This window comes from Mycoplana sp. 10N416, assembly GCF_056394765.1.
The window spans coordinates 18,427-43,596 of record NZ_JBFTIM010000013.1 but is presented as its reverse complement, the minus strand read 5'-3'; the positions used below and the strand labels follow the sequence as shown (position 1 = coordinate 43,596).

23 protein-coding genes are annotated in these 25,170 nt (G+C 60.7%); 6 read left to right on the top strand and 17 right to left on the bottom strand.

Going from position 1 to position 25,170, the window contains the following annotated elements:
* Positions 1-11 precede the first annotated feature (11 nt).
* The 17 genes from AC1DDS_RS22055 to AC1DDS_RS21975 all read right to left on the bottom strand — a co-directional run bounded on the left by AC1DDS_RS22055 (position 12) and on the right by AC1DDS_RS21975 (position 18,696).
* Positions 12-1,562 (bottom strand): ABC transporter substrate-binding protein, encoded by a 1,551-nt coding sequence (locus tag AC1DDS_RS22055; protein WP_477480808.1) that lies wholly within the window; start codon positions 1,560-1,562, stop codon positions 12-14.
* A 267-nt stretch (positions 1,563-1,829) separates the two neighbouring features.
* A complete protein-coding gene (locus AC1DDS_RS22050) occupies positions 1,830-3,026 on the bottom strand; it encodes a helix-turn-helix domain-containing protein (protein ID WP_477480807.1) in 1,197 nt (398 codons plus the stop codon).
* Positions 3,027-3,056: 30 nt separating this feature from the next.
* Positions 3,057-3,986 (bottom strand): electron transfer flavoprotein subunit alpha/FixB family protein, encoded by a 930-nt coding sequence (locus tag AC1DDS_RS22045; protein ID WP_477480806.1) that lies wholly within the window; start codon positions 3,984-3,986, stop codon positions 3,057-3,059.
* 24 nt (positions 3,987-4,010) lie between these two features.
* Complete coding sequence (locus AC1DDS_RS22040; protein ID WP_477477796.1) at positions 4,011-4,760, bottom strand: electron transfer flavoprotein subunit beta/FixA family protein; 750 nt, start codon at positions 4,758-4,760, stop codon at positions 4,011-4,013.
* Between the two features lie 105 nt (positions 4,761-4,865).
* Positions 4,866-5,909: an AbrB family transcriptional regulator gene (locus tag AC1DDS_RS22035; RefSeq protein ID WP_477480805.1), complete on the bottom strand. Its 1,044-nt coding sequence runs from the start codon at positions 5,907-5,909 to the stop codon at positions 4,866-4,868.
* Positions 5,910-5,940: 31 nt separating this feature from the next.
* Positions 5,941-7,449: a tripartite tricarboxylate transporter permease gene (locus tag AC1DDS_RS22030; RefSeq protein WP_477480804.1), complete on the bottom strand. Its 1,509-nt coding sequence runs from the start codon at positions 7,447-7,449 to the stop codon at positions 5,941-5,943.
* Between the two features lies 1 nt (position 7,450).
* On the bottom strand, positions 7,451-7,918 hold the full coding sequence (locus AC1DDS_RS22025) for a tripartite tricarboxylate transporter TctB family protein (protein ID WP_477480803.1): 468 nt from the start codon (positions 7,916-7,918) through the stop codon (positions 7,451-7,453).
* 19 nt (positions 7,919-7,937) lie between these two features.
* The gene (locus AC1DDS_RS22020) at positions 7,938-8,840 is read right to left on the bottom strand and encodes an SDR family NAD(P)-dependent oxidoreductase (protein ID WP_477480802.1); all 903 of its coding nucleotides are present in this window, start codon (positions 8,838-8,840) and stop codon (positions 7,938-7,940) included.
* Positions 8,841-8,852: 12 nt separating this feature from the next.
* Complete coding sequence (locus AC1DDS_RS22015; RefSeq protein ID WP_477480801.1) at positions 8,853-10,007, bottom strand: thiolase; 1,155 nt, start codon at positions 10,005-10,007, stop codon at positions 8,853-8,855.
* Positions 10,004-10,390 (bottom strand): Zn-ribbon domain-containing OB-fold protein, encoded by a 387-nt coding sequence (locus AC1DDS_RS22010; RefSeq protein ID WP_477480800.1) that lies wholly within the window; start codon positions 10,388-10,390, stop codon positions 10,004-10,006. The genes AC1DDS_RS22015 and AC1DDS_RS22010 overlap by 4 nt, the downstream gene beginning before the upstream one ends.
* 14 nt (positions 10,391-10,404) lie before the next feature.
* Positions 10,405-11,805, bottom strand: a complete 1,401-nt coding sequence (locus tag AC1DDS_RS22005; RefSeq protein WP_477480799.1) for an MmgE/PrpD family protein — start codon at positions 11,803-11,805, stop codon at positions 10,405-10,407.
* 12 nt (positions 11,806-11,817) lie between these two features.
* Positions 11,818-12,780: a Bug family tripartite tricarboxylate transporter substrate binding protein gene (locus AC1DDS_RS22000; RefSeq protein WP_477480798.1), complete on the bottom strand. Its 963-nt coding sequence runs from the start codon at positions 12,778-12,780 to the stop codon at positions 11,818-11,820.
* A 22-nt stretch (positions 12,781-12,802) separates the two neighbouring features.
* Positions 12,803-14,890 carry an acetate--CoA ligase family protein gene (locus AC1DDS_RS21995; protein ID WP_477480797.1) on the bottom strand — a complete coding sequence of 696 codons (2,088 nt, stop codon included), beginning with the start codon at positions 14,888-14,890 and terminating at the stop codon, positions 12,803-12,805.
* Between the two features lie 128 nt (positions 14,891-15,018).
* Positions 15,019-15,816, bottom strand: a complete 798-nt coding sequence (locus AC1DDS_RS21990) for an enoyl-CoA hydratase/isomerase family protein (protein WP_477480796.1) — start codon at positions 15,814-15,816, stop codon at positions 15,019-15,021.
* Positions 15,813-16,985 (bottom strand): acyl-CoA dehydrogenase family protein, encoded by a 1,173-nt coding sequence (locus AC1DDS_RS21985; protein WP_477480795.1) that lies wholly within the window; start codon positions 16,983-16,985, stop codon positions 15,813-15,815. Before AC1DDS_RS21985 ends, AC1DDS_RS21990 begins: the two co-directional genes overlap by 4 nt.
* A 65-nt stretch (positions 16,986-17,050) precedes the next feature.
* Complete coding sequence (locus tag AC1DDS_RS21980) at positions 17,051-17,905, bottom strand: MaoC/PaaZ C-terminal domain-containing protein (RefSeq protein ID WP_477480794.1); 855 nt, start codon at positions 17,903-17,905, stop codon at positions 17,051-17,053.
* Positions 17,902-18,696 carry an alpha/beta fold hydrolase gene (locus AC1DDS_RS21975; protein WP_477480793.1) on the bottom strand — a complete coding sequence of 265 codons (795 nt, stop codon included), beginning with the start codon at positions 18,694-18,696 and terminating at the stop codon, positions 17,902-17,904. The genes AC1DDS_RS21980 and AC1DDS_RS21975 overlap by 4 nt, the downstream gene beginning before the upstream one ends.
* A gap of 148 nt (positions 18,697-18,844) precedes the next feature.
* Between AC1DDS_RS21975 and AC1DDS_RS21970 the strand changes: the two genes are divergently transcribed.
* The 6 genes from AC1DDS_RS21970 (at position 18,845) to AC1DDS_RS21945 (ending at position 25,134) form a co-directional block, all read left to right on the top strand.
* On the top strand, positions 18,845-19,717 hold the full coding sequence (locus AC1DDS_RS21970; RefSeq protein WP_477480792.1) for an IclR family transcriptional regulator: 873 nt from the start codon (positions 18,845-18,847) through the stop codon (positions 19,715-19,717).
* Between the two features lie 99 nt (positions 19,718-19,816).
* Positions 19,817-20,680: an IclR family transcriptional regulator gene (locus tag AC1DDS_RS21965; protein WP_477480791.1), complete on the top strand. Its 864-nt coding sequence runs from the start codon at positions 19,817-19,819 to the stop codon at positions 20,678-20,680.
* A gap of 268 nt (positions 20,681-20,948) precedes the next feature.
* A complete protein-coding gene (locus AC1DDS_RS21960) occupies positions 20,949-22,424 on the top strand; it encodes an aldehyde dehydrogenase (protein ID WP_477480790.1) in 1,476 nt (491 codons plus the stop codon).
* A gap of 88 nt (positions 22,425-22,512) precedes the next feature.
* A complete protein-coding gene (locus AC1DDS_RS21955) occupies positions 22,513-23,283 on the top strand; it encodes an SDR family NAD(P)-dependent oxidoreductase (RefSeq protein WP_477480789.1) in 771 nt (256 codons plus the stop codon).
* Positions 23,284-23,344: 61 nt separating this feature from the next.
* Positions 23,345-24,301, top strand: a complete 957-nt coding sequence (locus tag AC1DDS_RS21950) for an ABC transporter ATP-binding protein (protein ID WP_477480788.1) — start codon at positions 23,345-23,347, stop codon at positions 24,299-24,301.
* Complete coding sequence (locus AC1DDS_RS21945; RefSeq protein ID WP_477480787.1) at positions 24,301-25,134, top strand: ATP-binding cassette domain-containing protein; 834 nt, start codon at positions 24,301-24,303, stop codon at positions 25,132-25,134. The genes AC1DDS_RS21950 and AC1DDS_RS21945 overlap by 1 nt, the downstream gene beginning before the upstream one ends.
* Positions 25,135-25,170 lie beyond the last annotated feature (36 nt).

Below are 25,170 nucleotides of genomic sequence, written 5' to 3'. Positions count from 1 at the left end.
GGTGCGCGGCATCAAACCAAGTCAGCCTTGGTCAAATCGATCGGGCCATTCGGGAAGTAGTAGGCGCCCTCAAGATTCTTCGCAGCACCGTGGAAAACTACCGCTGAAAAGAGCGAGAAGCTCGGCACCTTGGCAGCGAGAAGCGGGAAGGTCTCCTCGGCCAGCACCTTCATCCGCTCCGCCGGGTCCAGTGTCGCCCGTTCCTTGTCCAGCGCGGCATCGATCTCAGCATCGTTAACGCCATTGATCAACGCGGCCGAGGAATGCCAGTTCGGGCGAAGCACCAGATCGGGCTCAGGCGAGCCGGTCATCCAGCCCACATCACACATATGCCCTGGGCCCTGACCATCGGCACCGCGGTAGATCGCCTGCTCCCAAGCCGCCGGCTCCAGTACGGTCAGCTGCACATCAAAGCCGACTTCCATCAGCATCGCTGCGATCAGCTCGCCATATTCCTTAGTCTTGGGATAAAAGCCGATCGAGGTAATGTATTCCAGCTGGGGCAAGCCCTTGCCGCCCGGGAAGCCGGCCTCCTCCAGCAGACGCGCGGATTCGGCCGGATCATAAGTGGGATAGTTAGGAATGTCCGTGTAGCCGAACTTCATCGGCGAAACGAAGCCGTTCGAGGCCACGCCCGCATCCCCCATAAGGGCAAGGATCTGTTCACGGTCGATTGCATGACAGGCCGCCAGGCGGATGCGCGGATCATCGAAGGGGGCCTTGTTGCAGCGGAAATGCAGATACTTGTTCTCCGTAGACATGCCCTTGCGCACCGCCACGGTGTCATTCGACAGCAGCGATTGATACTGCTCAGGCTCCAGCCGCTCGGCAATCTGATACTCGCCGTTCATGAGGCCAAGCACACGGGTGTTCGCGTCGGGCACATAAGCATAGACAATTTCGTCGATCTTGGGTCGACCCGCATAATAACCGTCAAATGCTTCGAGCTTACTGCGGTCACCTTCCGTCATTACATACTTGAAGCCATTGGTGCCGTTCGGGCGCGACTGCAATTTAGTCGGGTCGGCGATGTCGGCCGCGCAAAGGATTGGAAGGTAACTCGACACGAACCAGAAGGTCGAGGCGGGGTATCCGTATTTGTCGGTCCTGATGCGGACGGTCAACGGATCGACCACCTCCACTTCGACCTGCCCAGGATAGAAAGAAGAGGCAGGACGATTAGGCTGCGACGCATACTCAAAGGTGGCCTTTACATCCTCTGCGGAAAAATCTTGCCCATCGTGGAACTTCACACCCTCACGGAGTTTGAACTCGAGGGTATGCTCGTCGATGATTTGCCAGCTGAGGGCCAAATCGGGCTCGAGCACGTCAGTCTTACCCTCTTCCATCGGCGCACGCGTCAGATGGCTGAAGATCAGCTTGTCGAAATTGCCCTGACCGAGTGTAGTATGTGAAGTTGGATCGAAGTTACCGGTCAGCGGACCCATTGATGCCAGCACAACGGTCTTCTTGCCTTGAGCTTTGGCCGCAAGTGGCACCCCTACCGCGCTAAGCGTCAGCGTGGCGCCTGCGCCTACCAAGATCTGTCTGCGAGTTGTCATCGGTTAACCTCTCTCCTGTTGGACTTTTTGACGAAGGCGCAACGCCACGTCTTCGCATTCTAGTTCGATGCAGCAGGACTACATCCGGAAGGGAGGCGATCCTACCCAGGCAATCACCAGACCATGCTATTGCACTTCCTGGCAAAAGCCTTTGGCCGTGCGAACAAATTACTTGTCGCAACGGACAGGCCCGCAAGTCGCTCAGGCTTTGATTTGAAGGCTGCAGTGAGAAAGACACCGCAACGACGTTTTACGGTCTGCACTAACTCAGCGCAGGGTACGCATTTGCGTCGGGCTTAATCCGAAGGTTCGGGTAAAGGCGCGCGAGAAAGAGGCCAGTTCGGCATAGCCAAGTTGCTGTGCCAGCTCACTGATTGCGACTCTGTCCTCACAGAGACGGTCTCGGGCATAGTTCATGCGGCACTGCCGCCAGTAGGCCTCGACCGAGGTGCCCATCAGCGCGCGGAAACCGTGGGTCAACCGGGTGCGGCTAATGCCTACCTCGCGCGCAATTTCATCGAGGCTGCCCATGCGATCCCGCTGTGAAGCGACAAGGGCGGCAGCCCGGGTGATGGCTTCGGTGGTGCGCTGTGTCAGGGAGACGCCCACAATCTCTCCGGGCATCTCGACCGCCGCCTGATAAATCAGGGCGAGGATCTCAAGATAGCGCGAGCGGACGAAGGCACGCCGGGTACCTCCGGTAAAGGGGCAGTCCAGCACTTGATCAACCGCCAGAACCATCCGCCTGTCCAACGGTAGTGAAAAATGCCTTGGCGTATCGATGTGGCCGGGGTCGACCAAAAGCGAAAGATGCTCGGGAACACGTGACACCGTGGTTTCAAGAAATCGCAGTACCGCTGCCGGCCGTAGCCAGAGGCAGGCTGTGCGCCAGCCATCAACAGGAGAGGAAATCCGCTCTATTCGCGCGCCGCCCGGATAGCGGGTGACGATGCAGCTCCGGCTGGGCTGGTCGATATCTGCGTAGTTCGAGATGCTCTCCACACCCCGCCCGCCAAGACGGAGGCAGAAATGCAGCCAATCCCCACTCTCGACGGTCTGGTAATGATGCCCGACGAGTGGCAAGGGGCGTGGCGTGCCGCTGCCCGTAAACGCGATGGCATCGGGATCGAACTGTATCAGATCTTGATGAAAAGGGTTTCCGTCAAGGTCCGAGCGCACCACCAGCCCTCGATCATCGTCATAAAACCGTCCAGCACGCTCTGGCGGGGAACCGTAGAAGGCCTCGGCCTTAGGCCGGTCGAAGAGCATCTCGTTAGAAAATTCCATCCGGGCCCGCGTTGCGGCATCAGGTCCATCCTTGTGAGGACGGCTGGAAGTCAAACACGGTGTCGACATCGGCGGCCTTGTCAAGTTTCGAAAGGTACAAAGACTCAGGTTGTCATAAACAGTGGCAGTCTTGTTCCAGTGGGTCAACACCGCGTCGTACTCCATGCTCTGGCGCATCGGGCAGCCCCGCCGCAGATGCCATATCCGTTAAATCGCCTTTTCCAGCTCCGGCAGCACGTCGAACAGGTCGGCGACGAGGCCATAGTCGGCGACCTGGAAGATCGGCGCTTCCTCGTCCTTGTTGATGGCGACGATGACCTTGCTATCCTTCATGCCGGCGAGGTGCTGGATCGCGCCGGAGATGCCGCAGGCGATATAGAGCTGCGGGGCGACGACCTTGCCGGTCTGGCCGACCTGCCAGTCGTTCGGCGCGTAGCCGGCATCGACGGCGGCACGCGATGCGCCGACGGCGGCGCCGAGCTTGTCGGCGACCGGCAGGATCACCTCCTGGAACTTCTCTGCCGAGCCGAGCGCGCGGCCGCCGGAGATGATGATCTTGGCCGAGGTCAGTTCGGGCCGGTCGGACGACGACAGCGCGTCGGCGACGAAGGAGGAGACGCCCGGGTTGGTGCCGGCGGAAACCGTCTCGATCGGCGCGTTGCCGCCTTCCGCCGCTGCGGCGAACGAGGCCGTGCGCACGGTGATCACCTTCTTGGCGTCGGTCGCCTGCACCGTCTGGATGGCGTTGCCGGCGTAGATCGGCCGCTTGAAGGTGTCGGCCGAGACGACCTCGATGATCTCCGAGACCTGGGCGACGTCGAGCAGGGCGGCGACGCGCGGCATGACGTTCTTGCCGACCGAGGTCGCCGCGGCGATGATCGTGTCGTAGTTGCCGGCGAGCGCGACGATCGTCGCCGCCAAGGGCTCGGCCAGGTTGTTGGCGAGCGCGGCGTCGTCGGCGACCAGCACCTTGGAGACGCCGGACAGCTTGCCCGCCTGCTCGGCGACGGCCTTGGCGTTCGAGCCGGCGACGAGCACGTGCACGTCGGAGCCGATCTTTTGCGCCGCCGTCAACGCCTTGGCGGTCTGGTCGGAAAGGTGGTTCTTGTCGTGGTCAGCCAGAAGAAGAATGGCCATGATGATATCTCCCTTTCCAGTCCCTTAGAGCACGCCGGCTTCGGTCTTGAGCTTTTCGACCAGCTCGGCGACCGACTTGACCTTGACGCCCGCCTTGCGGCCGGACGGTTCCTCGGTGTTCAGCACCTTCAGGCGCGCGGCGGTTGAGACGCCGAAGTCGGCCGGGCTCTTCTTGTCGAGCGGCTTCTTCTTCGCCTTCATGATGTTTGGCAGCGAGGCATAGCGCGGCTCGTTCAGGCGCAGGTCGGTGGTGACCACCGCCGGCAGCTTGATCTCGATCGTCTGCAGGCCGCCGTCGACCTCGCGCGTCACCGTTGCCTTGCCGTCACCGATCTCGACCTTCGAGGCGAAGGTGCCCTGCGCCCAGCCCAACAGTGCCGACAGCATCTGGCCGGTCTGGTTGCTATCGTCGTCGATCGCCTGCTTGCCGACGATGATCAGGCCGGGGGCCTCGGCCTCGGCCACGCCCTTCAGGATCTTGGCCACGGCGAGCGGCTCGGCCGCGTCGTCGGTTTCCACCAGAATCGCCCGGTCGGCGCCCATGGCGAGGGCGGTGCGCAGCGTCTCTTCCGCCTTCGCCGGCCCGATCGACACGACCACCACTTCCTCGGCCTTGCCGGCCTCCTTCAGCCGCAGCGCCTCTTCGACGGAGATCTCGTCGAACGGGTTCATCGACATCTTGACGTTCGCAAGCTCGACCCCGGTGCCATCCGGCTTTACCCGGATCTTCACGTTGTAGTCGACGACCCGCTTGACGGGGACCAAGATCTTCATTTCTCACCTCATCGTTCTTGTACTGTTGCTCTCGATCGTCCAGGTGCGTGGCGATCGAAGCTCGCTTGACGCCTTATGGTCGAAGCGGCTCGCACTACCTTTCCGTCATGCTCGCCGGATTGCGCGGAATACCGCGGGCGCGAACATGTGAATGCAGACCTGCCGCAGTATTTGATGAAACACGACCAGCGCGACCTCCGCTTTGATCGCGAGGGCAACGAGGGACATTTCCGTGGTCCCTCCCGGCGCGAGAGCAAGGAAGGTCGCCGGATAGCCTCCGCCCGACCACCGAGCCGCGCACAATGCCGCAAGGGCTGCGATCGACACCATGACCGGCACGAGGACGAGACTGTGCAGAGCAGAGCTGAACAGCAATCTCCGGTCCACCCCGAGGAACTGGCCCCCGATGGTGGTGCCGAGCACGACTTGAGCCGCGGAGACCAGGAAATAGGGCGGGGCTCCCTCGGTCAGCCCGATAGCATGCGCGACAGCACTGGTCAGCATAGGGCCGATCAGCGGCGGATTAGGGAGGTGCAGCTTCATGGCCAACGGCCAACCCACAGACCCACAGACAACCAATATCGCTATGTCGACCAGCGACAGCGCACCATGCCCGGCCCGCAGCGACAACCCGCCCGTGGACCCGAAATGCAGGAATAGATTCAAGATCATTGGCACGGTGAAGACGACGAGGAAAACCCGCGTCGCCTGCACCAGCGCTATGCGTCGCTCGTCGCCGCCGGCTAGCCCACCTTGCGCCGTCATCTCATAGACGCCCGCAGGCATTCCCGCAAAATAGGCGGTCACCGGATCGAGCTTCGCCACATAGCGCATGTAGGCGTATCCCGTTGCACCAATCAGCACCGACGCCGCCACGGCTGCCAGCGTGACAGGCAGCCAGTCGCTTAGCCGCCCCAGCATGTCGGGACTGAACGAACTGCCGAGCATCACGCCGATCACCGCCGCCATCGGAGGACGGATGCGTCGCGCGGAAACCACGGGTAGCCGCGCGAGCGCCGCTGCAAGGACCGAGCACATTGCACCTAGCATCCACGGCAGAGGTAGCGAGAGCAGGTAGAACGCCGTACCGCCCCCGGCTCCGATCGCAATGCTGAGGGCCAACCGCGCCAGATAGGTGGTCCGCCTCATGACCGTGCCTTGGCATCATCGACCGTGGATCTCATGCCTCTTCCTCTGCGAAGACTTCCTCCCGCTTGCGCCTCAACGTCGGGAACAAGACAACCCCGAGGACCAGGATGGATACGACCAGCAGACCGGCTGAGATCGGTCGCTCGATGAACGTCATCGCGCTGCCGCGCGACAGAAGCAGGGCCCGCCGCAGATTTTCTTCCATCATCGGACCGAGGATGAAGCCCAGCAGCAAGGGCGCCGGCTCGCAGTGCATGCGCTTGAAGAGATAGCCCACCACGGCAAAAATCGCGGCAAGGTAGATCTCGAAGGACTGGTTATGGATACTGTAGAGGCCGATCAGGCAGAAGATCAGGACAAGCGGGGCCAGCACGTCATATTTTACCCGCAGCAACTTCACCCATATCCCGACCATCGGCAGATTCAGCACCAGCAACATCAAGTTGCCGATCCACATCGAGACGACAAGCCCCCAGAACATCGGCGCGTTCTCGGTCATGATCTGCGGACCGGGCACGATGTCATGGATCATCATCGCACCGATCATCAAAGCCATGACGCCGTTGGAGGGAATGCCGAGCGTCAGCATCGGAATGAACGAGGACTGCGAGCCGGCATTGTTGGCCGATTCGGGGCCGGCGACACCTGCCGGTGCGCCGTGACCGAACTTCTCGGGACTGCGCGACACGCGCTTTTCGATCGTGTATGAGGCAAAAGAAGACAGGGTCGCGCCACCGCCCGGCAGAAGGCCAAGAATACACCCAAGTGCCGTTCCGCGGATAGCGGCGGGCCAACTCTCCTTAAACTCCTCGCGACTTGGCATAAACGAAGTTACTTTCGCCGCCAGAACAGGCTCCTGCTGTTTCTTGCGCCAGTTCACGATGATGTCGGTGAAGGCGAACACGCCCATAGCGATTGCGACAAATTCGATCCCGTCAGCCAGTTCCAGGAGCCCGAAATCCAACCGGGCCACGCCGCTGTTCACGTCGATGCCGATGCAGCCGAGAATGAGACCAAAGACCACCATGGCTAGGGCTTTCAACAGCGAGCCATGCGCCAGCGTAACAGCAGCCACCAGGCCCAGAACCATCAGCGCAAAATACTCGGCGGGTCCGAAATTGAAGGCGAAGGTTGCCAGGACCGGTGCGAAGCCGGCAATGAGCGCGGTTCCGACCGTGCCGGCGAAGAATGAACCGAGGGCCGCGATGGCGAGCGCTGCGCCAGCCCGTCCTTTCAACGCCATCTTGTGGCCGTCGAGACAGGTGACGACCGAGGCCGATTCCCCCGGCAGATTGACCAGGATGGCTGTGGTCGAACCGCCGTATTGGGCACCATAGTAGATTCCCGACAGCATGATCAGCGCGGAGGTCGGCTCCAAAGTGTATGTGAGTGGGAGAAGCATGGCGATCGTCGCGAGCGGCCCGAGCCCTGGAAGCACACCAATCGCCGTGCCGACAATGACTCCGAACATGCAGTAAAGCAGGTTTTGGAACGACAGGGCGACGGAAAAACCCATCGCCAGATGTGACAGGATTTCCATTTCAGACAAACCTCGGCAGCAACGGAATACGAAGGTTAAGCCCCGCGATGAACACCAGCCAAGTGAAAGTCGTCAGCGCCAACGCGATAACGAGCGTCTGCTTCCATTTCATCTCGTGTTGGGCGAAGGAGGCGACAAACACCGTCAGAGGCACGGTAATCAGGAGCCCCGCCCGCATCAACAGCAGTCCGAACAGCACGATGGCCAGGCAAATGATCAGTACGCTTTTTAGATCGAACGGCGCCGGCGCCACCGCCTTACGGTTGCGCAAGCCGGAAAACAGGATCGCGATGCCGAGCAGCATCAGCACGGCGCTGAGGATGATCGGGAAAAAGCCCGGGCCCATCCGTGCAGCCGACCCGAATGAATAGTTCGTCGAAAGCAGCAGGGTGACTGCGCCCGTCGCCGTAAAGAAGACACCGCTCTCGACGTCAACATTCCCGCTCTTTTGTTTCATTTCTTCCTCCATCGTTGTCGCTCGGCTCAGCTCACACCGGGTCCCAGCAGAACACGTCCTGGTTCCGGTCGATTGGATAGAAACTCGATTTGAGAGCGGGAATTGCATGGTTGGCGACGGTCTCGGGGGTCCAACCCTCGGCGCGGTGAATGCTCCGGATCGGGCGCGACTGTCCCATCAGGAAGATCTCGTTCATGCGCGTCGCGAAGATCTGACCATTCACGTCCTTTGCCAGATCGCTAGCGAGAAAGGCCACCAGCGGCGCGTTCTTGTCAGGAGTAACCTGCTTGCGCTGTGCAATCCGGGCCATGTTCGCCTCTGTTTCGGGAATCGAGCTCGTCATCCGCGTCCATGCCGACGGCGCGACACAGTTCGAGCGTACATTGTACTTCTGCGCGTCAATAGCGATGGATTTGGATAGGCCGACCATCCCGGCCTTGGCTGCGGCATAGGCGGCTTGGCCGTAGTTGCCAGCCAGGCCAGAGGCCGAGATCATGTGAACGAAACTGCCGCTTTCCTGCGCACGGAAATGCGTGATCGCGGCCCGGCTCATGTAGAAGGCACCGTTCAGCATGACCTGGATCACCAGATCCCAGTCCTCGGGCGGCATCTTGTGGAACATCACATCGCGCAGGATGCCCGCATTGTTGACCACGCAGTCGATGCGACCGAACGCGTCGATAGCGCTCGCCACTACACGTTGCGCGCTATCCCAGGCAGCGACGCTGTCGAAGTTCGCCACAGCTTCGCCGCCGGCCGCACGGATTTCGGCGACAACCTCTTCCGCCGGATTGGCGGTACCGTTGGAGCCGTCCAGTTGCACGCCCAAATCGTTGACCACAACCTTCGCACCCTCGCGTGCCATGGCCAGAGCAATGTCTCTTCCTATTCCTCGCCCCGCTCCGGTGACGATGGCAACCTTGCCTTCAAGCATGCTCATTCCTTCCTAGACTGTCTCGGCCGTGCCGAAGATTGCGGTGCATTGGCTGGAGAGAACCCCGCCGTTGCCGTGCGCCAGAGCCATCCCTGCGCCGGCGACTTGCCGTGCGCCGCACCGGCCACGAAGCTGCTGCACGGCCTCGATCATGCCGAGCATGCCGTACATGCCGGGATGGCAGTAAGAGAGGCCGCCGCCGTTCGTATTGAGTGCAAGACTGCCGCCGGGTGCAATCGCGCCGCCGGTGACGAACCGTCCACCCTCGCCCTTCGGGCAATAACCGAGGTCTTCGAGAAACAGGATCGGGGTAATGGTAAACGCGTCGTAGAGGATAGTTACATCCATGTCGGCAGGCGTCGCACCGGCCATGGCGAAGGCTTGCGGGCCGGACAGCGCCGCCCCGGTCACCGTCAGGTCCTCCATTGACGAGATCGAGGCATGGCTCAACGTCTCGCCATGGCCCAGCACGTAGACCGGGTCTACGTCCAGGTCTCGGGCCTTTTCCGCGGAAACCAGTACGAGCGCTCCGCCACCGTCGGTAACGAGGCAGCAGTCGCGCACCGTCAGGGGATCGCTGATCATCCGCGCCGAGAGGACGTCGTCGATGGTCAGCGGATCCTTTTCCCAGGCCTTGGGGTTCATCAGCGCCCATTGCCGTGCCGCCACCGCCACCTCGGCGAGTTGCCGCCGTGTGGTGCCGTAAAGATGCATGTGCCGCGCGGCCGAGAGGGCATAGGCCGAGGTCGGCAGAATCGGACGATACGGTGTTTCCCATGCATTGTATTCACGCGGCGACGCCGCCGCCCGGCTGACTGAACGCTGCGTGCTGCCATATGCGATCACCGCAACAGAGCAGAGTCCCGCCTCGATTGCCGCATGGGCATGGGCCAGATGCGACATGAACGACGAACCGCCGATATTCGTACCGTCAAAATAGGCCGGACGAATACCGAGATACTCAGCCAATGCCAGGGGAGCCATCCGAACCTGCGAGGTTGCGGCAAACAGTCCGTCGACATCCCGCAGCCGCAGCCCACAATCGGCCAATGCCCGCTGCACCCCTTGCGCCATCAGATCGATTGGCGTCGTGTGATCGGCGACCCGGCCGAGATCGGATTCCGCTGCGCCAACGACGGCGACACTGCCACGTTTCGGTCTGGTCATGCGGACTTCTCCATAAGCTTGAACACCGGCATCGGCGGCTGCCCCTCGGCCAGCGGACGAAAGGCAATTCGGACCCTGTCGCCAATGCGCAATGTCTCCGGGTCATCGCTGTCGACCCGGCTCATCATGCGGAACCCTTCGTCGAGATCGATCATCGCCAGCGCGAAGGACGGTTCGCCCTTGTGGCGAACCAGTGTCAGCGAATGGATCGCGCCCGTTCCGGCCGAGACGTCCCAGACCGGATCGGCCCCGTCCCTAGGGGCGACCAGGCGCGGAGGAAAATAGGCTTTGCCAGTACCGTCGCGCTGGAAGACCAGTTCGCCGCGCGCAGCATGTTCCAGAAATCGCCCGTGCGGCGACTGTTCGAGATTTTGATCTGTCAACTGCGTTTCATCCTTCATTGGGCCAGCAGGGGGAAGAACCCGGAGAGATCGCCTTGGCCGTCCATCGCCCAGATGCGATCGAGGAGCTTTCCGGCATTCTTCGGCCCGATCCGGCCCGGTACGTTGTCAGTGAACTTTCGGCTCAAATCGTCGTCGGTGAGCGGATTTGCCGTCTCTCCCCGCGGCTCAAGGATGCGGCGCTCAAGCCGCCGACCGTCCTTCAGTACAAGCGTGACGACACCACTGCGCACCTTGGGATAGAGCCGCTCGCAATCTTCATCGACATGGACCCGCGTTGTCTCCAGGAGGCGTTGTGGCTCGGCTCCGGTGAAGGCGGAGGGATCGAAGTCGGCGGCATTCAAACGACCGTGAATCAAAGCTCCGACGACCGCGCAGGGAGCACTCATCTGTGCTTCGAGCAAATTGCTTGCAGTGCGGTGATCGTGGCCATGGGCGCCGACCTGGTAGAGGCCGATGTCGATCGCCGCCACCTGCGTTGATTCCAACCGTTCCTCGGCACGGAGCGCCAGCGTCGCGTCGACGGCGGCGTGGAAATGCCTGCAGCATGGATAAGGTTTGAAGTAAGCCGCAGTGATCAAGAAGTCCTGCCCCAGCCCGACCAAGAGCGCCTCCTGGTCCACGCGGCCATCGACCATGGCCCGAAACAGACCGTCGGCCCCTTCGAGACATGCGATGGCGCCGGTGACGCCCGCCTGCGCGAGCTCAGCGCAAACGATGCCGTCGCGCGCCGCCTTGCCGGGGTGAAGGCGCTTTACTTCGGCGCCATCTGACAAATATTGCCGGATCCCGCCGGCAAAGCTTGCGGCCAAACCCAATGCATCCCGCAACTGTGCTGATGAAAGGCCAGCGATGCGCCCGGTGGCTGCTGCCGCGCCGAACACACCGGCAACCGCCGTATTGTGCCAGCCCTGTCGGGCCGAAGCCGGATGCATGGTCGAAGCTATGCGCAGCATTACGTCGTAACCGGCGACCACACCCGCGATCAATTCGCCCGTTGTGGCGCCACGCTTTTCCGCCGCGGCCAAGGCGGCGGAAAAGATCACCCCGCCCGGGTGGGCGGAGCCGCGGGTATGGCCGTCATCGAAGTCCAGGGCGTGTGCCGCTGCCCCGTTCACGAAAGCCGCCTGTGCTGCCGGCAGCCGCGTCGGTTTTCCAATGACCGACGCCGCGGCACGCCCGCCCTCCGCTTCCGCCCAGGCGTGAAGCGCCTGGGTGACCGGCATTTCCGCACCGGCAAAGGCGCAGGCGAGGTAATCCACCAGGGCCCGACGGAAGGCGTGGATCACGGTCTCGTCCAGATCGGCGCACTCAATGGTCGCGACATGGCGCGCCAGCACGCCGCTGAGGCTGTCTTCTCGGACCGCGGCCGCGGCATTCTCAACTGGCAACGCCATGTCCGCTCCCCCTCAGTCGAGCTTGATTCCGCCGGGAAGCGCGGCGATCACAGCCTTCCACTTGGCATGTTCGGCAGCCACATAGGCCGCGAAATCTTCCGCCGAATTCGCGATCACAACCGCTCCTTCGTTCTCCATCCGAGCAGCCACCTCCGGTTCGTTCAGCGCTGTGACCGCTGCCTTGTTGAGCTTGGCAATGATCTCGGGGGGCGTGCCCGCTGGGGCGAAGATGCCATTCCACGAATCCGCCGCGAATTTCGGGTAACCGCTTTCAGCGACGGTCGGCAAATCCGGAAGCACCTTGCTTCGCGTAGATCCGGCTACCGCAAGTCCAATCAATGCTCCGCTCTTCACGTGCGGGACAGTTGCTAGCGCGCCGCCGAACATAACGTCGACATGGCCGGCAAGAATATCCGTCATAGCCGGGCCGGAGCCCTTGTACGGAATGTGTACGAGATCAATGCCTGCCATCTGCTTCAACATTTCCATCGGCAGAATGGTTGCGGGCGAGCTCGAGGCGTAGTTCAGCTTGCCCGGATTGGCCTTTGCATAGGCGATCAGCTCCTGGAAGGTCTTGATGCCAAGCTTCGGATTAACGACCAGGACCGTGGACGAGGCGTTGATCTGGGTGATCGCGATGAAATCCTTCACCGGATCGTAGCGCACGTTTGGATCCAGATTCGGCGTGATCGCCATCGTGCCCAGATTGCCGATATAGAGCGTGTAGCCATCGGGCTCGGCCGCAGCGGCCATTTGCGTACCGATGGCACCATTGGCGCCCCCATGGTTCTCGACGATCAGGGGCTGACCTAGTTCGCGCCCCATGAGATCGGACACAGCGCGCGACACCGTGTCCGTCCCCCCGCCCGGCGGGAATGGAACGATCACCTGAATCGGCCGGTCCGGATAGTCCTGCGCCAGCGTCGGCGCCGGCGCGGCAAGGCTGAGGCCGAGCAGCAAGCCCGCGACGAGCATGCTTCTGCGACGATATGTTCTTTCAGCGGGCAACAAGCCCATCGACTGCGACGACACCATAGTTTTCCTCCCTGATAAGCAATGGATTGATTTCAGCTTCGCTTATTTGTCCGCCCAGTACGGCCAGCCTCGAAAAGCGGGCAATCGTCTCGGCCAACGCCGCGAGATCTCCTTTGGGCAGGTTCCGGAAGCCTGCCAGCTTTCGCAGTTCGGGCACCTCGGCGATCATCTCGCGCGCGGTGACCACATCGACGGGCGCAATACGGACCGAGATGCTCGGTCGTAGTTCCGCAGTGACGCCGCCCATGCCGAGCACGACCACCGGGCCCACCTCCGGGTCCCTGCGGAAGCCGAGGATGACCTCGGCAAGCCCCTTCTCCATCTTCTGGACCAGCACGCCCTCGATCCGCGCCTGCGGAAACGCCGCGCGCGCTTTGCGCAGGATCTCTTCAGCAACGCCCGCGACGGCATCCGGCGCGACGCCGAGCGCCACGAGCCCGGCGTCGGACTTGTGCAGGATGTCGGGCGAAAGGCATTTCACGGCTGCGGGACCGGAAACCGGCTCGATGTCCCCTCCCTCGACCGGGATGACGCGGCTCTCCGCTACCGGAACGCCAAGGGCCGCAAAAAGAGTGGTGGCCTTGCGCTCATCCCACTCAACGGTCGCCACCACGACCCGCCGCGCTTCGTCCAATTCCTTCTCATCCAGAGCGATCGGCGCCGACGGCTGGTGCCAGTTGAGGAACGCATGGACGGCATCGGCACAGCTCTCCGGTGTCCGGAACCCGGCGATGCCGGCTTCATGCAGGATCCGCAGTCCCTCGTCGGCCTGGGGCGCGAGGAAAACCGCCACCGGCTTGGCGCCAAGCTTGGCACTCAGCACCCGCTCACAGACCATTTTCGGATTGGAACGCGAGGAGGATCCCATGACCGAGATGACCGCGTCGCAGTGGTCCGAGGACATGAGCTCGGAAAGGATGCGCGTGTAACGTCCGCCACCGCTCGAGCCCATCGGCAGATCGATAAGTGGAGATTCCGAAATCTCGATCCCCTCGTCTGCCAGCCTCGTGCGGAAATCCTCCGGCGGCTCCGGCACGGTGTCGCCGTAAACGCCCAGCCGGTCGACGATCATCGCCGCGGCCCCGCCCGTCGCTGTCATCATACCGACGCGGCGTCCCTTAGGGGGCTCATGTCCTTCGATCAGGCGAGGCAACTCGACCAGCGCTTCGAGTGTTTCGACGCGCAAGATACCATTGTCTCTGAAGAATGCCTGGGCCAGTTCGTCGGCCCCGACCATTGCCCCGGTATGCGAAGCCGCTACGCGCCGCCCAAGGGCAGAGCGGCCCAGCTTGTAGGCGATCACCGCCTTGCCGACTGCGAAAGCTTCGCGCGCGGCCCTCGCGAGTGCGTCACCGTCGCGGATCGTTTCCAGAAAGAGCAGGATGACCTTTGTATCTTCGTCCTGCGCGAGAAGGGAGACCATCTCGCCGACGGAGAGGTCCGCCTCGTTGCCGATGGAGATCATCTTCGAAAAGCCGATCCCTCGCACCGCTGCGCGGGTCAGAACGCTGCCTAGCATGCTGCCACTTTGCGAAACAACCGAAACCGGTCCGGGGCGCAGCTTTTCTTCCTGCACCGCGGCGTTGGCAGTCAGAGGCAGTTTTCCCTGAACGTTAATGAGGCCGATGCAGTTGGGGCCGAGGATGCGGACATTGGCGGCTCGAGCGCGCTCGACGATGCGACGTTGCAGCGCAAGCCCTTCCTCGCCCAACTCGGCGAAGCCGGCTGTGAAGATCGTCACCACAGGCACGCCCTTGCGCCCGCATTGGTCGATCACGTCCTCGATCGCCGCAGCCGGTACCATGATGAAGGCATGGTCGATGTCAAACGGAACAGAGGCGAGATCAGGATAGCATGGCAGCCCCATGATTTCGCTGCGTCCCGGATTGATCGGCACGATCTTGCCTGCAAAACCGGCTTCCGTCAGATAGCGTTGTGGCCGAGCATTGTTCTTGGCGGGATCGGCGGATGCACCGATCAGAGCCACCGCGCGCGGGCGGAACATACAATCGCCCAGCGTCGGACGCATGTTGTTTTTCATCATGTTCATTGGATCGTTGTCCCTGACTTTTCGATCGCGTCGTTCCACTTAACCTGCCCGGTCAAAGTCGGCATATCGGGTAACAGGTTGCCCGGATTGCGAAGGGATGACATTTCAAGCGTCCTCCCAGACCGCTCTTACTCGCCGGTGAAATTCGGCTTCCGCTTTTCCCGGAACGCCGCGACACCTTCCCTGTGATCGGAGGAAGATCGCGCAACACTCGCCGCATAACTTTCAATTTCGAGAACCGTCTCGAGTGACGGGCTGCACGCCGCCGCAAACATTTTCTTGGACAGCCCGAGCATGTACGTCGGCGCCTGCGCGAGATCCTCGGCAAGTGCGAGCGCCTCTGCTTCAAGCTTGTCGTCCGCCGCCATGCGCGAAACGAGTCCCCAGTCGGACGCCTCGGCGGCCGGCAACTTGCGGGCCGACATCACCAAGTCCTTTGCCCGCGCAATCCCGAGCCTTTGAGCGAGGAAGAAGATCGCGCCGCCATCCGGAATCAAGGCGATATTACGGAAAGCCTGCTGGAAATAGGCCGTCGGGGAGGCGACCAGGAAGTCGCAGGCCATCGCCATCGAAAATCCGATTCCCGTAACCGGGCCGCGCACAGCCGCGATAACGGGCTTCTCGCAACTGTAAATCGCCTGGATTGCCGCGTGGCGGCGTTGAAGACGGGCCCGCGACGCGGGCCCGGTGGTCTTCAGCATCCCGCCGATGTCTGAGCCGGAGCAAAAGCCCCGGCCTTCGCCGATCAGAATAACCGCGCGAACCGACGCGTCTTCGTGGAGGCGCCTAAAGACATCGGTCAAAATCGCGTACATGTCGTCGTTGAGCGCATTGAGCTTCTCAGGACGGTTGAGGCGAACCTCAACGATCCCTTCGCCTTTTGACGACAGTCGCACTTCGCCTGATGAAGGGACCGTTAGGTTCACTGTGCGCTCTCCGCCTTGGGCTCGACACGGGGCGGACGCTGCGGAAAGCGGCGCTCGAAGATGGACTCCGCCATACGGTTGCGCAGCATTTCCAGCGAACCGCCGGCGATCATCCAGCCGCGCGAACGGCGGAAGCAGTATTCGATCAGAGCCTCGCGAGAATAGCCGAGGCCGCCCATGATCTGGATCGCTTCATTGGCCGCATTGAAACCAACCTGGTTGCACATCAGCTTCGCCATCGTCGTCTCGTCCGAAGACGGCAGACCATCGTCCGCGTTGCTTGCCGCCCGATATAGAAGCAGTTGGGCAGCCTCTATCGCCACCTTCATGTCGGCGAACTTCCACTGAAGGCCCTGGAATTCGCAGAGCGCGCGGCCGAACTGGGTCCGCTCGGTTGCGTAGCGCCGCGCCTCGTTGAAGCAGTAGCGGCCATAGGCCAGCGAACGCGCTGCGTTACCGATACGCTCGGCATTGAAGCCCGAGATCTGTTTCTTGAAGCCGCCCGCGGGAAGCAGAACATCCTCCGGCGGTACGTAGACATTGTCAAAGAACAGCGGAGCCCACGCAGCACCGGACATGAACTGCGAAGTCTTGCCCATTGAAAAGCCGGGCGAGTCACGGCGGATCAGCACGGAGCCGATACCGCCCACCCCGGGTCCAAAGCGGACATAAACCAGATAGAAGTCAGCATGCGGGTTCGGGAACACCTTCGCTCCCTTGATCCGGAAACCTTCGCCATCCGGCGTCGCAGTGGTTTTCAGGTCCGTGGTCGCAGATCCGGCGTCCGGTTCGGTCATGCCGACCGCGATAATCTCGCGCCCCTCCAGAACAGGCCTAAGGAAGCGCTCTTTCTGGCTCGGGCTGGCGTATTGCGCCAGTGTACGGACCGCGCCGAAGTTACCTTCCTGGACGATGTCGGCACTGCGCGGGCAAACGAGGGCGATCTGCTCGATCGCGATAACCGCATCCATGAGCGTACCGCCCTGACCACCATCGGCCTCGGACATTGTGATACCCATTAGGCCCTGCTCGTAGAACATTCGCGCCATCTCGCGCGGAAACTCTTCCAGATGAGCGCGCTCCAACGCACCATCCTTTAGGTTCTTGAGCGCGAAGTTTCGCACGGAGTCTGCAAATAGGCTCTGCTCGTCTGTGAAAGAGAAGTTCATCGGAATAATCTCACTATGTGGTCTATAATTGAGGGTTACCGGCCATTACCACCCATGTCAATCCACTATGTGAAAGAAAAGTGACCTTTTGAGAGAACCTCCCTCCCATCTTTATTCAATATGCGGAATACGCCGCTCTCCCCTGCCCTGCGTCCTTCCAACCGAATCCGTTCCCCCGGAAAGACCGGAGCCGACAGACGGCCACCGATTGCAGCCAATGGCCGGTCCAGGGAACGCGCAATGGCGTGTCCGGCCATCCCCATGGTCGCGAGCCCATGCAAGATTGGCCGGTCAAAACCGGCCCGCCGCGCCGTTTCGGGCTCAGAATGCAGGGGGTTCATGTCACCGGACAGGCGGTAGATCAGCGCTTGTTGCGGGGATGTCTGGAGTTCGACCTCGAAACCCATGCCCTCATCCTTTCCCAAAGCATTGCCGGTAGCCTCGTTTGGTGGATCATGCCGGCCGTCCTTTGCAAAGCCGCCATCGCCCCTACAGAACGTGACCTGCTCGTACTCCGCCAACAATTGCCCGGTTTCGGCGGAGCGGAGCTCACGGCGCACAGTCACGAGCGCGCCGCGGCCTTCGCCCTTGTCTGTAATCCGGATTACGCGATGGTCACCCCGTACACGCCCTTCCGGCGGCAGTTCCGCGTGCAGGCGCAAAGACATTTCGCCGACCACGATGCGGCGATAGTCGATGCCCACGTCCGGATCGCGCATCCAAGGTCCGAGGCGTGCCAGCGTCACGGCCATCATTGGCTCGGCGACTGGCGGATCCACCGCGACATACCGAAGCGCACGTTCATCGAGTGGGTCCGCGCCGAGGTTGAGACCGAGCCCATAGATCATGGTGTCCCGTCGTGAATATTCCTGGATCACGGGGGTAAACACCCGCGCCTTGAGCCTATCGTAGTCGATCATCGTATTTTCTCCCGGTAGAAATTCAGCAACACGTCCTCGAACGTCTCTGGTCGTTCCAGCATCAACCAGTGCGCCGCGTCAGCGATCGTCTCGACGTGCGCGTGAGGACAGGCTTCGGAAATTGCCGCGTAGCGCTGTCGAAGCACGGAGGCATGGTAGGGATCGCGCCCGCCAAAAAGCACGCTTACGGGGCAATCGAGCAGCCGCAGCCGATCCAAGATCATTTCCTTGCGAGAAAACTGACGTACCTTCGCTCGGGTGGAGCGAAGCATTTCCTCCATCATCGTCAGCACCGGCTCATCCTGATGGCACAACGGGCGATGCAACATGATCCGATCGAGATTCGAAGCCAGGCCTGACCGGAGGCCCGATGCCTTCGCTACCTGGGCCGCCGCCTCGCGCGCCGCTGCCATCTCAGGAGCATGCGCTCCAAAGCCCGCCGGACTGATCAGCATCAAGCGCGCCGGCCGACGTTTCACCGCCGCCGCAGCCGCCACGAGCGCTCCGAAGGAAAAACCCACCAAAGTGATCTCCGTCCATGGCAGGGACCGTGTCACCTCGACGATCGGATCTACGATCGATTCCAAATCGTCGTCCCGCGGGGTGTCCGAGGACCCGAAGCCCGGCAGATCCGGGACGAGAAGAGGGATACGCTTGGAGAGCCTGTGCAGATTGGCGCAATAATGTCGCCAGTCGCCACTCCCCCCATGCAGAAGCACACAACCTGAGGATTGATCTTTCCACGCAGATGTGCCCACATAGTGAATAGACGAAGGTGAACGCTTCGACACGGAAATTTCGTTACCGTCGGACTCGCGAACGTTGAGTGAAAAACTGTCAACGACAAGCCCTATTCTCCGCGCGTCCGAAGCGCTTCTCACAGAGAGCCAACATTCGACCATTGCCACCCCTCCAAATTACCACTATATGGAATAGACAATGTCTACCATTTCAAAACGCGACCAATCAACCCACATATTGAATGTAGACGAGGAAATTGAAACGTCCTCGGACAAAGGCTGGAAAAAATATCTCGAAGTTGCCGCGCCTCAGGGCGCTCAAGGCACGGTGAGAATCGCGGCACTTCTGCGCATCGTCGCCGCCCACAATGCTACGGGTATGAAGATGAGCGAGATTGCCGAGCTAGCTCAGCTCGAGCAATCGACAGGACACAGGATTGTCTCCGCGCTTCACAGTGTGGGTTTTCTGTCCCGAAATCCTGAAACACGCCGCTATCATCTCGGCCCACTGCTGTTCGAACTTTTCACCACGGCCTTTCCGCATTTCAACATTCGGGAAATCTGCCTGCCGGCGATGAAAAAGTTGGCCTCGGAACTCGGCGACACGGTCAACCTCACAGTACGCACCGGCTTTGATGGTATTTGCGCCGAGCGGCAGGAAGGCGGCTATCCGATCCGCACCTGCACGGTCGATGTGGGCCGAAGACGTCCACTGGGCATCGGCGCGGGCAGTCTTGTTCTGCTTGCGGCTCACGGCGCAACGGAGGCCGAGACCATTATCCAGCACAACCGCGATCGGTACACGTCGTTCAACACGACGGCAGACGCCGTACAAGCCAAAGTTCAAAAAATCCGCGAACAGGGCTTCATTTATGGGGAAGTGCTCAACGTGCCCGAGATCAAGACTGTGGCCTTGGCCGTGACCGGACATACCGGGTACCCCCTCGCGGGCCTGAGCATCACCGCCATCGCCAATCGCATTCCCGAAGATCGCGCCCCCCTGATCCTTGAGAGCCTTCGCGAGCAGGCTCAGCACATCGCGGATCAGATTGCCGCACAAGGGTACGTATGATGAGGCTCGGTCTGGACGCGCGTATTATTCAAGTATGGGCATCCCACAAATGTTTGTTAGTTGTCTGGGACGTTCGGCAAGTTTATCTCGGAGGCTGAGTTGAAGCGAAACGCAAGTTCGGCTGTCGAATCCGGAGAAGGTCTTGACGCGAACGACGGCACGGAGCCGAGTTGGGTGCGCTTCGTAGAGGGTACCATTCCGGCCGGTGCGCAAGGCACAGTGCGGATCGCTGCCCTGCTGCAGATAGTGGCGGCACACAATTTCGCCGGCATGAAATTAAACGAGATCGCGGAACTGGCCGGACTCGAGCAGTCGACGGCGCATCGAATTGTCACGGCACTACATAGCGTGGGATTTGTATCGCGCGATCCGAAGACAAAACGCTTCTATCTTGGCTCACTGCTGTTCGAACTGTTCACCACAGCATTCCCGCATTTCAATATTCGCGAACTCTGCCAGCCTGTAATCGAACGGCTCGCTAGGCAGCTCGGTGATACCGTTTACCTGACCGTCCGAAGCGGGTTCGATAGCATATGTGCAGATCGCTGCGAAGGCAGCAATCCAATACGAACCTGCACGGTGGAAATCGGGCAACGTCGTCCGCTCGGCCTTGGCGCGGGCAGTCTGACCCTGCTCGCATCCCTGACAAACGCGGAGATGGACACGGTCCTGCGACACAACATTGACCGTTACGGACACTACGGCATCGATCTCGATATGATGCGCGAGCGCTTGGCGTGGGCACAGGAGAAGGGGTACATTCACCAGGCAGCCCTCACCTCGACTGAAGTACACGGAATCGGTGTTCCGATATGTGGAAAGACAGGACACGTATTTGGCGCACTGAGCGTCAGTGCACTCGCCACGCAGATGACGGAAGAGCGGATTGCCTCGCACATTTCGGGATTACAAAAGGCCGCGGCGGAGATCCAAATGGAAATTGCCAAACTGGGCTACGTTTAAGCCCTTCTCGAAGCATCGGCTTTTCCACCCCATCTCATGAAATTCAATAGTTGAACATTTTTTTGTATATCCTGTATTGAATTTAGCTTTCATCCATGTATTGAATATCACCGGTTAAATGATCGACCTTTAGAGGAGTAAGGATCGGTCACATCAGAACACTATCCAAGATAGTCCGGGTGAAGACGTAACCCCTGTTGGAACGGTTCCCCCACAAATGATGCAGCTAGAGCGGGAGATCGCGCATCTCCCGCTTGGAGGAGATATTGTGACTACGCAAAAGCATTATGGCCTGTTCATCGCCAACGAGAGCGTCAGGGCGGCAAATCAGGAATATTTCCCGGCAATAAACCCTTACACCGGCAAAGCGTGGGCACAGGTACCTCAAGCCAGCGCCGACCAGGTATCCGATGCCATTGCGGCAGCCCGCGAGACCTACGAAACCCGCTGGAACATGACCGCCGGTTACGAGCGCAGCAAATTGATGCTGCGCCTCGCCGAGCTTCTGGAGGCAAATGCCGAGCGTTTCGCCCGCATGGAAAGCACGGACAATGGCAAGGCTATTCGGGAAACGAGCGGTCAAATGCTGTCGGCGGCTCGCGCCTATCGCTTCTTTTCAGGCCTCGCTGACAAGCTGTCAGGCCAGACAATTCCAGTCGATCTTCCGGATACGTTTGACTACACGCGGAAAGAGCCGCTCGGTGTTTGCGTCCTGATCACCGCCTGGAACTCGCCGATGGCTTTGCTGTCGAACAAACTGGCTCCCGCGCTGGCGGCCGGCAATTGCGTAGTGATCAAGCCATCCGAACATGCCTCAATCACGACCCTGGAGTTCGCTGAGCTCGCCCGTGAGGCAGGGTTTCCACCGGGCGTCATCAATGTTGTAACTGGCGACTATCGCGTGGGTCAGGCCCTCTTGCGATCGGGCCGTGTTGATAAGGTCAGCTTCACCGGAAGCGCGGCCGTCGGCGCGCAGATCGCCGCGGATGCCGGCGCCCGGCTCATTCCTGTCACGTTAGAACTCGGCGGAAAATCTCCCAACATCATCTTCGACGACGCCGAACTCGACCGCGCTGTGCCCGGCGCCTTGGCCGGGATTTTCTCGGCAACGGGACAGACGTGCATTGCAGGCTCACGTCTTCTCGTGCAGCGGAGTGTCTACAAGGAAGTCTGGCAGCGTCTGGTCGAGCGGTCTCTGAGAATTCGACTGGGTGATCCGCTCGACCCGTCCACGCAGATGGGCACCGCCGCGAACGAGATCCATTTCAATCGCATCCTTGCCGCAATTGAGAAAGGTGTAGCCGAGGGCGCGAAGCTCGTGGCCGGCGGCGGAAGAGCGCGGGGCACAGGCCTTGACGAAGGCTACTTCGTACAGCCGACGATCTTCATCGATGCGAACAACCAGATGGAACTGGCGCGCGAAGAGATCTTCGGCCCTGTCCTGACGTTGATCCCCTTCGAAACTGAAGAGGAGGCGATTTCCATTGCCAATGACACGCGTTACGGCCTCGCAGGCGGAATCTGGACGACCGATCTTTCCCGCAGCCTGCGGATGAGTCGCGCGCTGCATGCCGGCATGATTTGGGTCAATACCTATCGCGTTGCACAACCCATGGCCCCCTTCGGTGGCTTCAAGGATTCCGGTTACGGCAAGGAGCGGGGCGTCATCGCCATCGATGAATATCTCCGCACGAAGAACGTGATGATCGACTTCGCAAGCCAGGTCCGCGACCCGTTTGCGTGATCAAGCTGCAATGCTTTGAGATCGTTGCCCGTCCCATCAGAACTCAGAACCGCAACTTGCCAATTTCATTGAACAAGAGAGAAGAACCGTGGCCAGAACCCCAGACTATTTCAAAGGCAAAACGATTGTAATCACCGGCGGCGGCAGCGGCATCGGCCGTTCGACCGCAGTAATTTTTGCCCGAGAAGGCGCTAAAGTCGTTTGCGCAGACATCAATGAAACCGGCGGCGCCGAGACGGTGAGACTGGTGGAAGCCGAAGGTAGCGAGGCGATCTCTATCCGCACCAACGTCACCAAACGCGCCGACGTAAAAAACATGGTCGCCGCAGCGATCGAGAAATTCGGCCGCGTGGATTTTCTTTTCAACTCAGCGGGGTCGGCTTTGCGTCGCTGCAAGTTTCTGGAAATCGACGACGCGCTTTGGGAGCTGAGCTACGACCTTAACGTCAAAGGCACCTTCTACGCCATTCAGGAGATGCTCCCGCACATGCTGGAAAATGGCAAGGGTGTAATCATAAACGTGGCCAGCATGGCACATCGTCGTGGTGGGCCGGGTGGCTCGGTGCACTACGCCTCCGCGAAGGGCGCAGTTAATACCCTGACTATGGGCGTTGCCCGCGAGTTCGCCGACCGTGGCATTCGATGCCTTTCCGTTTCACCTGCCAGCGTTACCACAGGCTTCCAGGCCGCGTCCGGCACAAGCAAGGAAATGGAAGAGCGCATCATCGCTGCAAATCCGATGAAGCGCAACGCCGAGCCCGACGAGATCGGTGAGCTCGTGCTGTTTCTGTGCTCGGATGGCTGCGAATTCATGACAGCCGATACCGTGTACGTCAGCGGCGGCGGCGGCTTCCGCTGACGCCGCTAGCCGGAACCTGGAGGCCGTTTGATCATGCAAATGCTTGTTGAAGAGCGCCGATATGAAACCAGATAATTTGCTGGAAGTCGAAAATTTCTCGATTGGGATCGGGGCGATTACCGCCGTGTCCTCCGTCAGCTTTTCAGTCGGCAAGGGAGAAGTATTCGGTGTGGTTGGTGAATCCGGTGCGGGCAAGTCCGCGACTGCCAAAGGGATCATAGGCCTGGTTCCTCCGGCCGCACGGATATCAGGCAGCGTACGATACAAGAAAGAAGAGCTGGTCGGGGCGTCTTCTGCCAGATTGCGCAAGGTGCGGGGCGGTCAGATCGGCTATATCTTCCAGGACGCCTTGACGGCCCTCGATCCGGTTCGCACGATTGGCCAGCAACTCGTTGAGGCCCTGCAGGTTCATAAGAAGGTGCGCGCTAAGGAAGCACAGCAAGCGGGTGAGAGCCTGCTCGCCGAACTGAAGATCACCGACCCCTCGCGCGTGATGAATTCTTTCCCGCATCAGCTGTCGGGGGGTATGCGGCAGCGTGCGGTCATCGCCGCGGCCTTGATCGCGGATCCTGAGCTTATCATCGCGGACGAAGTAACGTCCGCTCTCGATGTAACCGTTCAGCGCAGGGTTCTCGACATTCTTCTGCGCGTTTGCGCCGATCGCGGCGCCGGCGTCATCATGATTACCCATGACCTCGGCGTTGTCGCGCAAACCTGCGATCGCGTGGCCGTCCTCTACGGAGGTATCGTGGCGGAGGAGGCGGATGTTTACACCCTGTTTGACAGGCCGCGTCACCCCTACACGCATGCGCTCATGCGATCGATGCCGCGCATCGGTGAGGACAAGCCCTTCGCGCCCATACCCGGTTCGGCCATCCAGATTCTGGGAAAATTGCGCAAATGCCCGTTCGAGCCACGCTGTTCCAAAGCAAGCGCGGAGTGTCGCCGAGAACAGCCGCCAGTGCTCGGCCAGGACGGCAGTAAGTTTCGCTGTTTCAATCCGATTGAGGTGGCTTGATGACTGATACTGGAGCGAGCAGTCGTAGCGCCAAACTGGATATCGTTAAGCTGACGAAGGCATTCCGTGTAGGATCGGAAAGCTTCACTCGGGCCCGCTGGTTCAAGGCCGTCGACACTGTTTCCTTTAGGGTCGAAGCGGGCCGCACAACTGGACTGATCGGTGAATCCGGTAGTGGCAAGACAACCGTCGCACGCATGATCACGGGTCTGACGACCCCGGATTCGGGCCAGATCCTCGTCGACGACAAGGATATACTCAAAGAGCGCGGCACCGCAGCGGAATTCGCCCGGCTTATCCAGATCGTCTTTCAGGACCCGACCTCATCGCTCAACCCTCGCTGGACCGTGGGCGATCTGATCGCTGAGGGAATGCGGGTCCACCGGCTCTATCCAGCTTCCGAAATCCCGCGTCGCGTGGCCGATCTGGCTGGACGTTGTGGCCTGTCTTCTCAGGCTGTTGGCCGCTTTCCGCACGAGTTTTCCGGTGGTCAGCGGCAACGAATTGCAATTGCCAGGGCACTGGCAGTCGAACCTCGCGTGGTCGTGCTCGATGAGCCGGTATCCGCGCTTGACGTCAGCGTCCAGGCGCAAATCCTTGTCCTGCTGAAAGAACTGCAGACGACATTCGGCCTGACCTACCTGCTCATCGCCCACGACCTGGCTGTCGTTGAACGGTTCTGCGACCAAATCGTCGTCATGCGCCATGGAAAGATCGTCGAAACCGGCAACCCGACCGACGTTCATCTAAACCCCAAGCATCCCTATACGCGTGAACTGATCGAGGCCCATCCCGTACCTGACCCGCATCAGCGTCGGCAGCGCGCCGGCTGATTGTTGAGGCAAGATTTTCAGATAACCTTAGAGGGA